The 12,420-nt window shown below is 57.7% G+C and carries 8 protein-coding genes; 5 read left to right on the plus strand and 3 right to left on the minus strand.

All coding sequences use genetic code 11. The features are described from left to right. Positions 1-206 precede the first annotated feature (206 nt). The 3 genes from guaA to nadB form a co-directional block, all read right to left on the minus strand. Entirely contained in the window at positions 207-1,757 is a 1,551-nt protein-coding gene (gene guaA / locus WCX49_RS10585) for a glutamine-hydrolyzing GMP synthase (protein WP_345985056.1), read from the minus strand. 124 nt (positions 1,758-1,881) lie between these two features. Continuing rightward, positions 1,882-3,189, minus strand: coding sequence for a sodium:proton antiporter NhaD (gene nhaD / locus WCX49_RS10590; protein WP_345985057.1), 1,308 nt, complete (start codon positions 3,187-3,189; stop codon positions 1,882-1,884). A gap of 50 nt (positions 3,190-3,239) precedes the next feature. Further along, a complete protein-coding gene (gene nadB / locus WCX49_RS10595; RefSeq protein WP_345985058.1) occupies positions 3,240-4,679 on the minus strand; it encodes an L-aspartate oxidase in 1,440 nt (479 codons plus the stop codon). Positions 4,680-4,768: 89 nt separating this feature from the next. Here nadB and WCX49_RS10600 point away from each other — a divergent pair, with 89 nt between their 5' ends. Genes WCX49_RS10600 through WCX49_RS10620 form a run of 5 tightly spaced genes read left to right on the plus strand, consistent with a single transcriptional unit; the run spans position 4,769 to position 12,404 of the window. After that, on the plus strand, positions 4,769-5,233 hold the full coding sequence (locus WCX49_RS10600; RefSeq protein ID WP_345985059.1) for a hypothetical protein: 465 nt from the start codon (positions 4,769-4,771) through the stop codon (positions 5,231-5,233). After that, positions 5,205-7,001 carry an excinuclease ABC subunit UvrC gene (gene uvrC / locus WCX49_RS10605; RefSeq protein WP_345985060.1) on the plus strand — a complete coding sequence of 599 codons (1,797 nt, stop codon included), beginning with the start codon at positions 5,205-5,207 and terminating at the stop codon, positions 6,999-7,001. The genes WCX49_RS10600 and uvrC overlap by 29 nt, the downstream gene beginning before the upstream one ends. 60 nt (positions 7,002-7,061) lie before the next feature. Continuing rightward, the gene (locus WCX49_RS10610) at positions 7,062-7,481 is read left to right on the plus strand and encodes a PAS domain-containing protein (protein ID WP_345985061.1); all 420 of its coding nucleotides are present in this window, start codon (positions 7,062-7,064) and stop codon (positions 7,479-7,481) included. A gap of 15 nt (positions 7,482-7,496) precedes the next feature. Next, a complete protein-coding gene (locus WCX49_RS10615; RefSeq protein WP_345985062.1) occupies positions 7,497-9,266 on the plus strand; it encodes an Hpt domain-containing protein in 1,770 nt (589 codons plus the stop codon). A gap of 12 nt (positions 9,267-9,278) precedes the next feature. Beyond that, entirely contained in the window at positions 9,279-12,404 is a 3,126-nt protein-coding gene (locus WCX49_RS10620) for an ATP-binding protein (RefSeq protein ID WP_345985063.1), read from the plus strand. Positions 12,405-12,420: the final 16 nt, after the last annotated feature.

The following is a 12,420-nucleotide window of genomic DNA, read 5'->3' on the forward strand; positions in this document are numbered from 1 at the left end:
TATTTCTCCTTTGTTTATAACGGAATTTCCCCTCACTTCATGGAAAACCCGTCATCTTGGCTGCATTATAGCACGTCAAATTCTCATCATTAATGACAAAAACGGAAAATTTGATAGATATTTGATACAAAGAGGATACAAAAAGGAAAAAGGAGTTAAGAAGAGGGGTTACTGCGGCAGGTGGCCCGGCCCGACGGCCGCGCTTTCTATTCCCACTCGATCGTTGCGGGCGGCTTGGAGCTGATGTCGTAGACGACGCGGTTGATCCCGTCGACTTCGTTGATGATACGGCGGCTGATACGCTCGAGCAGGTCGTGCGGGAGGTGTGCGAAAGTCGCTGTCATCCCGTCCACCGCTTCGACGACGCGGACACAGACGGTGTTGTCATAGGTACGGTTATCCCCCATGACGCCGACGCTCTTGACGTTGAGCAGAACGGCAAACGCCTGCCAGGTACGGGTATAGTAGCCGCTCGCCTTGAGCTCGTCGAGCAGAATGACGTCCGCTTCGCGCAGGAGATTGAGGTCCGGTTTGTTGACGTCGCCCATGATACGGATCGCCAGGCCAGGTCCCGGGAACGGATGGCGGTTGATCATGGATTCCGGGAGTCCCAGTTCACGGCCGAGCTTGCGGACTTCGTCTTTGAAGAGTTCGCGCAGCGGCTCGATCAGCTCGAAGTCCATCCAGTCGGGCAGTCCACCGACATTGTGGTGGGACTTGATCGTCTCGGAAGGTCCTTTGACGGAAACGGACTCGATGACGTCGGGGTAAAGGGTCCCCTGTGCGAGGAACTTGATGCCGGAGTGCTTTTTGGCCTCGGCTTCGAAAACTTCGATGAAGGTGTGTCCGATCGTTTTGCGTTTCGTCTCCGGGTCGGTGACGCCCGCCAGACGCTCCAGGAAGAGCTCGGAAGCGTCCGCAACGACAAGGGGGACTTTCAGGTTGACCTTGAAGACCTCCTCGACCTGTTCGCGCTCGCCCTTGCGCAGCAGCCCGTTATCGACAAAGACCGGGATCAGCTGGTCGCCGATCGCTTCGTACAGAAGCGCCGCGACGACGGAGGAGTCTACCCCGCCGGAGAGTCCGCAGAGGACCTTGCCCCCGCCGACCTGCTCTTTGATCTTCGCGATCTGCTCTTTAAGGAAGTGGCCCATGTCCCACTTCTCGGTCACGCCGCAGATCTTGCGCGCGAAGTTGCGCAGCATGAGGTAACCCTCTTCACTGTGCTGTACTTCCGGGTGGTACTGCATGGCGTAGACGCGTTTCTCCTCGTTCGCGATCGCCGCGTAGGGGGAGTTGTCGGAGTAGGCAACCGGTGCGAAGCCTTCCGGCAGAACATCAACACGGTCGCTGTGGCTCATCCAGACGACACGGCCGTTCTCGCACGATTCGAACAGCGGGGAGACATTACCGTGCTCCTCGTTGATATAGAGTTCCGCCTTCCCGTATTCGTGGTGATCGGAACGGATAACCGAACCGCCGAAATCGACGGCGATGCGCTGCATCCCGTAGCAGATCCCCATCACGGGGAGACCGAGGTCATAGATCGCCTTGTCCACTTCGTAGGCGTCTTTGTCGTAAACCGATGCCGGACCGCCGCTCAGGATAATCCCCTTGGGGTTTTTCGCGGTAATCTCATCGACTTTGGTGAAGTAGGGAACAATTTCACAGTAGATGCGTTCCTCGCGCAGGCGGCGCGCAATAAGCTGCGTGTACTGTGATCCGAAATCCAGTACGATAATGCTGACGTCTTTCACGGTAAGACCTTTATGAATGGTGATTGGTTATGGAAGGATAGCTTAAAAGGGGTTAGAATTGGGTTAGTGTCGGGCAGTGCGCCGGAGGGGTGATCCGCCCCGGGAGGCAGTGCCGAAAAGCGGCTTAGTACAGCCCGAGGATCTCGAACTGGACGTACCAGAGCGCCAGAGAGAGAAGATAGCCGGCCAGGATCGTCCAGGCGTACTTCATATGCGCGCCGAAGGTGTAGATCCCGCGCAGACGCCCCATGACGCCGACGCCGGCCGCGGAACCGAAGCTGATAAGGCTCCCGCCGATCCCCGCCGTCATCGTCACGAGCATCCACTGGTCCAGCCCCATCTCCGGGCTCGCTTTGAGGATCGCGCTCATCACCGGGACGTTGTCGACGATCGCCGAGAGGAACCCGACACCGATATTCGACGCCGTTGCGCCGATCACGCCGTAGAGGTCGTGGATATAGTTCAGGAATCCGACATAGTGCAGCGCACCGACGGCGGAAAGGATCCCGAAAAAGAAAAGCAGCGTATCGTTCTCGATCTTCTGCATATTGACGAAGATATCGAAAGAGTCCCGCTGCTGCTTCGTCAGACGGAAAGAGTAGAGCTTCAGGAGCGCCAGACCGAAGACCATACCCCACATCGCCGGGAAGTGGAAAAACTGGTGCCCGAGCACCGCGATAACGATCGTGGCAGCGCCGAGGTAGACGACGGTCATCCCGCCGTCGCGTATCTGCGGTGCCGCTTCCGTGCTGGCATCAAACGCCGGCGCACCCGCAGGCACGAAACGGGCGAGCAGCCACGCCGTCAGAACCCAGCCCCCGATGGAGGGGACGAAGAGGAAAAGGAAGTCCACAAACTCGCCCTTCTGCGCCGTCCACGCCATGAGCGTCGTAATGTCGCCGAAGGGGCTCCAGGCGCCGCCGGCGTTGGCCGCCACGACGATGTTGATCGCCCCCGGTACGAGGAACTTGTGGTTGTCGCGGTCGATCGTAAAGAGGACGGTCGAGAGGATCAGTGCCGTCGTGAGGTTGTCCGCCACCGGGGAGATGAAGAACGCCAGCAGCCCCGTCAGCCAGAACAGCTTTTTGTAGCTGTAGCCCTTGGAAACGAGCTTGTATTTCAGCACGTCGAAGACGCCCCGTTCGATCAGGGTTTCGATAAAGGTCATCGCCACGAACAGGAAGAAGAAGATCTCCGCAATCTCTTCGATCAGGGTGCGCATCTCGTCATGCAGCGGGTCCGGGGAGAGCCCGTTGAGCGCATAGTAGATCCCGATCAGCATAAACGAGAATGTCCCGATGAACAGCGCCGGCTTGGCCTTGTTCAACTCATATTTTTCTTCCGTCGCAATAAAATAGTAGCCGATGATAAAGACGGCCAGTACGGCGATCCCGACCCACGTCGAGGTCAGATCAAGCATGGTATCATGCATATAAAACTCCCAATTGAAATATATCCTACACCTCCGACGGTGTCATAAACTCAGTTTTCGCGGTAATGGACCCCGACCGATTCTTCCCTGGCCAGCGCCGCGCGGACGATCTCGTGCGCCGTCATCAGACGCAGCCGAAGCATCCGGCCGATCGGGGAAGCGAGCATGGCGTCGATTTCGCCCAGTGCTTCCTGGAGCCCTTCCGTTGTCCGGACAATGGAAACGTGTTTCCACATTATACGGCGCAGCTGCTCCTTTTTCTCTTTGTCCCCCTCGACGAACAGGGCATCATCCCCCGGTGTAAAAGGCGTGGAGCAGTGGGTACCGGACTCACCCAGCAGCACCGCGGTCGCGCGTTTGGCGAAGACCAGCCCCTCCAGCAGCGAGTTGCTCGCCAGCCGGTTGGCGCCGTGCACCCCCGTCGACGCCGCTTCGCCGATGGCATAGAGCCCTTTGACGCCGGCGACATGGCCGTCGAGATCCGTCTTGATCCCGCCGATGGCGTAGTGAAACGCCGGGGAGACCGGCACCCGGTCCTTGGGGACGTCAAAGCCCATATCCCGCAGGTTGGCGCTGATGTTCGGGAAACGCTTGTGGAAATAGGCCGGGTCGAACTCCCGGAAGGAGAGGTAAATCTGCTTTTTCGTCTTACGGCGGTAGTCGAAAAGTGCCCGGCTGACGATGTCGCGGGGCGCGAGTTCGCCCCGGGGGTCGTAGTCGAAAAGGAAACGGTAGCCGTCTTCGTCCTCGACCTGCGCCCCTTCGCCCCGCAGGGCCTCGCTGAGCAGCTGTTTCTGCACCGACTGGTTACCGAGGTAGACCGTCGGGTGGAACTGCATCATCTCCATGTTTTCAAGCGCGATCCCTTTTTCGGCGCAGATCCCCTGGATATCGCCGCTGATGCTGTAGGCGTTCGTATGGAAACGGTAGAGCGAGCCCACCCCGCCGCTGGCCAGGATGACCTGGTGCGCGAGGATCACCTTGCGTTCGCCCTTGTAAACGACTTCGACCCCGCAGATCTTCCCCGCTTCGATCAGAAAGTCGATGACCGTGGCGTTGGCCAGCATGGGATGGGGGTTGTTCATCAGCAGAAAGTGGTGCAGGTGCCGCCCCGTCGCATCACCGCCCGCGTGCAGAATGCGGTCGGCGGAGTGCGCCGCCTCCTTGGTGTAAAGCAGACGGCCGTCCTCGGCGGTATCGAATTTGAAACCGCGCGCCATCAGATCCCTGACGACTTCCTGCGACGTTTCGCTCAGTACCCGGACGGCTTCCTCGTTACACATCCCCGCCCCGGCTTCGAGGGTGTCTTTGATGTGAATCGGGATGTCGGCATCGTTGCGTGCCGTCGTCACCCCGCCCTGGGCGTAATAGGTATTGCACTCCCAGGGGCGGGTCTTGTTGATGAGAAGTACTTTTTTATCGGTGGGAATGTTCAGCGCGGCGTAGAGTCCGGCGACCCCGGCACCGATGATGAGGATGTCATACTGCATCAACGCACCTTTTGCGGGGCTTCGTAATAGGGGTCGCCCTTGTAGCCGCATCCAGTAAGGCTTAACAGGCAAACCGCTATAATCATCATATGAAAAATGCTTCGCATATTCTCGCTTCGCTGCGGCAAAAGCCGTCGTTTTCAAAATTGGCGCGCTTTGAGTGCATCCGCCGCATCCAGGGGCTTTTCCCCCCGCATCTGCAGCGGCTCGTACGGTACGGCTATTTTCACAACAATATACTCTATTTTGTGCTCAGCCATCCGGGCGCCAAACAGGAGTTCGATAATATCATTGCCTCGATTAAAGCCCCTTTAAGACAGTACACCCCGCCGGAGTGCCGGGAGTGCCCCCCTGAGGATATCCGTGCCTTCGTCACCCACCGTATCCAGCCCGCGAGTACCGAGGATGCAGGGCTTCTGCGCCAAAGCGAGGCCCACTATACCGAACGCTCCGAGGGGGCATTCTCCAACGATACGCACCACCCCGAACTGCACCGCCTTATCGAACGGATCAGAGAACACGTCCATGCTCGAACAGATTCAGAACCTGCCTGACCGCCCCGGCGTCTACCACTACTACGACGCCGGCGGCCATCTGCTCTATGTCGGCAAGGCCAAAAGCCTGAAGAAAAGGGTCAAAAGCTATTTCCGCTTCACCCCCGTACTCGCGCCCAACCCGACCCTCTCCCCCCGTATCCGGAAGATGCTCGGCGAAACGGTCTCGCTGAACTACATCGTCGTCGAAAGCGAACACGACGCGCTGATCCTGGAGAACTCCCTGATCAAGCAGCTCAAGCCCAAGTACAACATCCTGCTGCGCGACGACAAAACCTACCCCTACATCTACATCAACCGCGCGCTCCCCTTCCCCCGTTTCGAGATCACGCGCAAGGTCGTCACCGGCAGCCGGATCGAATATTTCGGCCCCTACTCCGTCGGGGCGCGGGACATTCTCGACTCCCTCTACGACCTCGTGCCGCTGGTCCAGAAGCAGAGCTGCCTTTCCGGGGGAAAGACCTGCCTCTTCTACCAGATGAAACAGTGTCTCGGCCCCTGCGAGGGGCTGGTGACGCCCGAAGCCTATGCCGGACTCATCGACGAGGCCAAAGGCCTTATCGACTCGAAACGGAAACTACTTTCCCGGCTGGAAGAGAGAATGGCCTTTTACGCCGAAGCGCTGCGCTTTGAGGAGGCCGCCAAGCTGCGTGACCGCATCGACCGTATCGAACGCAGCGAGCAGCTCTCCAAGATCGACCTGGCCAACGCGGCGGATTACGACATCTTCGCGGTGGCCCACAATGACCGCTACGCCGCTATCGTCCGCCTGTTCATGCGCCGCGGCAAGATCGTCTCCTCCGCCTTCGATACGATCCGCACGGGCGCCCTTTTCGACCCCGGCGAGCTGTATGAACGCACCCTGCTGGAGTTCTATGTCCACGACCAGCCCCCCATCGTCGCGCCCATTCTCGTCGCGGACGATTTCGAAACCCGGGACTGGGTCGCGTCGGCACTCTCGAAACATCTCGGGCGCAAGGTGGAGATCCACGCTCCCCAGCGCGGGGAGAAGCGCAAGGTCATCGATACCGCACGGCTGAACGCCGAAGAGCTGCTGAAAAAGCAGCGGCATACGGGAGCCGAAGCAACGGCCGAAGCCGTGCAGGCGCTCTGCGGGCTCTCTGCCTTCCCCGAACGCGTCGAGGTCTTTGACAACTCCCACCTCGCCGGCGTTGCCCCCGTCGGTGCGATGATCGTATCGGAAAAAGGAACGTTCCTCAAAAAGGCCTACCGCCACTATAATCTCGACGCGCGGGACGAGTACGCCCAGATGCGCGAAATGCTGACGCGGCGCATCGAGAGTTTCGGCGCAAACCCGCCGCCGGACCTCTGGATCATCGACGGGGGCAGGACCCTCCTGCTGCTGGCAACGGACCTCCTCGCCTCGGCGGGGGTCAACCTCGACGTCATCGCCGTCAGCAAGGAGAAAATCGACGCCAAGGCACACCGCGCGAAAGGCAAGGCCGCCGACCTGATCCATACCGCTGAAGAGACCTTGCGGCTGCCGACATCAGACCCCCGTCTGCACTGGGTACAGCGGCTGCGGGACGAAGCCCACCGATTCGCCATCACCTTTCACAAAAAGCAACGGGAAAAAGAAGCAAAAAGCTCCAATCTGCTGCAGCTCAAGGGAATTTCAGAGGCCAAGATCAAAAAACTTCTCAACCACTACGGCACCTTTGAAGCCGTTTATGCTGCACCGGAAGAGGAACTCGCCGCACTCCTCAACATCGCCGATGCAAAAATAATCAAAAATAGTTATCGATAAGTTGCATTTTGCGGTTAATATGCTATATTTATCCAGACACAAATTAAAACAAGGCCGACTATGCAGGTAGTAGAACCGATAGATGAAGAGTTTAAATTCGAAGGCCGTGCGATCGTCAGTGAAACCGATCTGAATGGGATCATTACCTTTGCGAACCGGAAATTCTGTGAAATTTCCGGCTATACCAAGGAGGAGCTGATCGGACAGCCGCACAATATTATCCGCCACCCGGATATGCCGAAAAAAGCGTTTGAAACCATGTGGAACACGATCAAACAGGGGAATGTGTGGAGCGGTCTCGTCAAGAACCTGCGTAAAGACGGGCGCTACTACTGGGTCGAAACGACCATCACCCCGATCCAGGACGAGTCCGGAGCGATCACCAAATATGCCGCGGCGCGCAAAGGGGCCAGCGAAACGGCCATCGAAGAGGCCGAGGCGCTGTACGCGCGCCTGCGCAGCGAAGAAGCAGAATCATAACGTGAAGGAGGCATTGTGCTAATCTACAACCACAACAAAAAACTGGTGGGCATCGACGACGAAACGCTGCATCATCTCGGATACAAAACCCTGTCCGAATTCCTAGCGGAGCATAACGACGTCGCCGAAATGTTCGTCAAGAAACCGGGGTATATCCACAATTTCCAGAACTTTCCCTGGATCGATTTCGTCCTCCATGCCGATGCCGAAGACACCCGTGCCATCATCCAAAACGGCAAGGTACAGTTCTCCTGTACGCTGAGCCTTTCGCCGATCTTTATGACGGATGCCCCCGACAATGAGGGGTACGTCGTGCAGCTCAAGCAGATCAAGACCCTCAGCGGAACGATCGAACCGTTTGAACGCTCCGAAAGCAGCGCGCCTTCCGCGCTCCCGGATATCCCGTTCGAGGCCTCGAAACCGGAAACCCCGGTCGCCCCTGCCGCACCCGCCGAGGAGGAGTTCGAGTTCAAAGAGCTGCCGGCCATCGACCTGCCCGACATCAACCTTGACGGTTCCTTGAGCGGCCTCGAAGATATCGAGCCCGAAAGCTTCGGACCGGATATCGAACCCGAACCGTTTACCTTCGATGAGGATTTCGAGCTGCCCGAAAGCTTTGAACCGGAACCCGCCCCGGCGAAAACCGAACGCCCGATGCTCGGCGACTACATCAACCAGGAAGAGCAGGCCTACCTCGACAACCTTCAGACGGACAGCGATTACCGCTTCGATCCCCATGTCGCAGCCAATGAGCTCGGTCTGCCCGTCGAACTGATCGAAGAGTTCATCGGCGACTTCATCCAGCAGGCGCACGAGTTCAAAGCGGGCCTCTTCAATGCCAACCATGAAGAGGATTTCGACGAGGTCCACCTTCTCTCGCACAAACTCAAAGGGGTCGCCGCCAACCTCCGGATCGAAGACGCCTTCGAGGTCCTGAGCATCGTCAACACGTCGCGCGACCAGGTCGAGATCGAGGCAAACCTGAAGCAGTTCTACCTGATCGTCGCCAAGATGGAGGGCAAACCGCTTCCGGAAATGATGGCCGCTACACCGCCGGAAAGTGAAACGGTCGAACCGGAAGCCCCGGCCGCCGAAGCCGACGTCCCGGCTGCAGCCGCCCCGACGGAAGAGGAGGAAGACGATCTCTATGACTTCGGCGACCTGCTCGGCACTTCCGCACCCGAGGAGTTCCCGGGCTTCAAGGAGGAGCTGAAAACACCGACCGTCGAAGAGGAACCGGCTTCCCTGGAACTGGGCAGCCTGACGGACGACGATATCGAACTCCCGCCGATCAAAGACGAAAACGCCCCGGCGATTGAAGAGGAGCCCCGCGAACCCGCCGAGGATGTCGAACCCTTCAGCCTCGATGTCATCCCCGAAACGGAACAGCACCTGATCGACGATGCCGAAGAGCATGAACGCTACAAGCAGGTCAGCGGTGACAGCGCAAAAGACGCTGCACTGATGTCCGGTTCCGAAGAGAGCGAGCTCCATTACGACCTCACCCGGGCTGCCGCCGAGATCGGGCTTAGCGAATCGTTTGTCAAGAGCCTCGTGGAAGATTTCATCGATGACGCCAAAAAGAAAAAAGGTGAGATCCTGCAGGCCATCGATGACGGCGATCTGAAAAAAGTACGTGCCGCGGCCTTTGAATTCAAAGGTCTTTCGGATAACCTTCGTATCGAGGATGTCTCCCGGAGCCTGACCAAGCTGCTGCGTCAAGAGCAGCTGCCGGCACTGAAACGGGAAGCGGAACACTTTTATTCACTTTTGAATCAACTCTAAAAAGGAAGCTATATGAATTTGGGACTTAAAAGCCAGCTGCGCCTGATCAGCCTTTTGCCGATCCTCCTCCTGCTGAGCCTGGCCAGTTTCTACGTTTATACCTCGTTCAAGGACTACCAGTCTGCGGAAGTCCTGCAGACGAAGTTGGCCGAGAATAAATACCTCAACGGATTGTTCACCAACATTTCCCGCGAACGCGGGATGACGGTTATGTACATGGGTAACCACTCCGAAGCGACCAAAAAATCGCTGCTCTCCCAGCGTGACATCGTCGACCAGTCGCTGGCGCAGCTTAGCAGCACTTTGAACGCCCAGGACGCCCTCTCGCTGAAAAACACGGCCAACACCATCGAAGAGGTCCGTAACGCCGTCGATACCGGCAGTGCGGAATTCGAAGCCGTCTACGCTGAGGCGTACGGGGTACTGCTGAACAACATCCTCGAGATTCTCGGCCATATTACCCAGATCTCCGACGACAAGGCGCTCTCTTCCAGTGCTTCCGCCTACTTCAACCTGCTCCAGGCCGAGTTCTATACCGCTTCCGAACGCGACTTCATCTCTTTCATTCTTGCCCGCTCCACCGCGCTGGAGACCGAAGAGGTCAACCGCTGGCTCTCGCTGATCGGCCGGGCTGACGCCATCAGCTACGATACGGCCCTCGATGCCGATCTCAAGGCCGCTATGGATGCCCTGTTCAAAGGAGAAGACAATACCGAGCTGTTCGAAGACATTACCGCCGAACGCGCCGAAATCATCCAGGCGATCAACGACGGGCTCTACTCCACGCAGTCCGGTGTCTGGTTTGCGATGCTCTCGGAAAAGACCAACCTGCTCTCCGAAGCCGAAAACGTCCTGATCACAGCCATGGACAAACGGGCGGCCATCGTCCAGACCCAGGCCCTCGAAATCCTGACGGCCGCCGTCGTCATCTGGGCGATCGCGATCATCATTGCACTGCTGGGCTACTTCCTCGCCAACGACATCGCCCGTAACATCAAGGACCTCGAATCGGTCCTCAAACGGGCGGCAGAGGGTATCGAGACCGAAAGTTCCGATATCAACCTCGAAACGGCGAAGGGTACGGCACAGGCCTACGCCCTGCTTGAAAGCGTCATCGAACAGACCCGTATGGATAAGGTCTCCGCACAGGAGGCCAGCGAAGCGAAATCGATGTTCCTGGCGAACATGTCGCATGAGATCCGTACGCCGCTCAACGGGATCGTCGGCTTTACCGAACTCCTCAAAGATACCGACCTCCAGGAAGAGCAGCGCGAATTCATCGATATTATCGAGAAGAGTTCCGAGAACCTGCTGGAAATTATCAACAACATCCTCGACCTCTCCAAGATCGAAAGCAACAAGCTCGAGATCGAAGAGATCGCCTTCAACCCGCTCGAAGAGTTCGAAAGCGCTGTCGAAGTCTATGCCGTCCGCGCTTCCGAAAAACACATCGACCTCGGCTGTTTCATCGACCCGAGCCTGGAACGCCCGCTCAAAGGGGACCCGACCAAGATCAAAGAGGTTCTTATCAACCTCCTCTCCAACGCCGTCAAGTTCACCAACAGCGGCGGGGCGATCAACGTCAACGTCCGCCGCGAAGCGTGCGATACGCCGAACCGTGCCCGCGTGCGCTTTGAAGTCAAAGACAGCGGGATCGGCGTTACCGCCGAGCAGAAAGCCCGCATCTTCGAAGCCTTCGGCCAGGCGGATACCTCCATTACGCGTAAATACGGCGGTACCGGCCTTGGTCTGACGATCTCCAGCAGCTTCATCGAGCTGATGGGCGGCAAGCTCGACCTCGAGAGCGAACCGGGACACGGTACGACCTTCTTCTTCGTTCTCGAACTCGAAGAGATCGAAACCCTCAACGAGTCGCTCCGTCACAGCTTCACCAACATCAACGCGCTCATCATGAACGATGAGACGCGCCAGAAAGCGCAGACGGAGTACCTGCTCGAGTACCTCAGCTACTACGGGGTTAAGCACACCACCTTCAACGACCTGCGCCAGCTGCAGGCGCTCCAGGAAAAGGGAAGTTATGACATCCTGATCGCCGATTTCGACTACTGCGACGAAGAGGTCCTGCAGAAAGTCAGCGCCACACCGGAGGCAACGGTCCTCATTACGAAGTCCTACTACATGAAGAAGATCGAGAGCATGGAGCTCGACCTCTTCAAGGTCCTGTACGAACCGCTCAACGCCACCAAGCTGCAGAACGTGCTCGAGTCCTTCGATGCCGAAGACTACGTCGTCAAAAAAGCGCAGAAGAAGCGCAAAAAAGTCAGCGCCGACAGCCGCTTCAACGCCAAGGTCCTTGTCGCGGAAGACAATATCATCAACCAGAAACTGATCCGCCGTACCCTCGAGGAGCTCGGCCTGGAGATCACCATTGCGAACAACGGTCTCGAAGCCTTTGAAAAACGCAAAAACGGCGACTTCGACCTGATCTTCATGGATATCCAGATGCCGGTACTCGACGGGATGGAAGCGACCATGGAGATCCTCGATTTCGAAGAGGATGAGAACCAGCCGCACGTACCGATCATCGCCCTGACGGCCAATGCCCTCAAAGGGGACCGCGAACGCTTTATGGACGTCGGGATGGACGAATATACGACCAAACCGCTGGTCCGTACCGAAATTCTCAACCTGCTCAGCCAGTTCATCGGTGACAAGATCGTCGATACGCGCAGCACGGCGGCAGCCGAAGTAGAGACGGCAGCAGAGACTGCTGCCGTCGAAGAAGCCGTAGAGGAAACGGCGACCGAAGCAGCGCCGGAGATCGCCTATAACGCCGACATCCTGCTGGTGAAAAAAGGGGTGCTGGAGAACAAACTCTTCGGTCAGCTTCTCTCCGATCTCGGCTTCAGCTATGACAGTGTCAGCGGCGGCCGCAACATGATCGAGGCCCTCGAGGACAAAGCCTACAAACTCGTGCTGTTCGACCAGGAGATCGAAGGACTGGATCTGGAAATGCTGCAGACCACCCTGGGGAACAAAGCGCACAAAACCGCTACTGTCATGATGGTCGATCCGGGTGTCGAACCCGACGAGGCGACCCGCAAGCGCGTCAACGACGTCATCAAAAATGTCATCAACAAAGACCTGCTGCGCCTGATCTTTGAAAAATACGTATAAACTCTAAAGGAAACTG

The sequence above is a fragment of the Sulfurimonas sp. HSL-1656 genome (assembly GCF_039645585.1).
Taxonomy (GTDB): domain Bacteria; phylum Campylobacterota; class Campylobacteria; order Campylobacterales; family Sulfurimonadaceae; genus Thiomicrolovo; species Thiomicrolovo subterrani.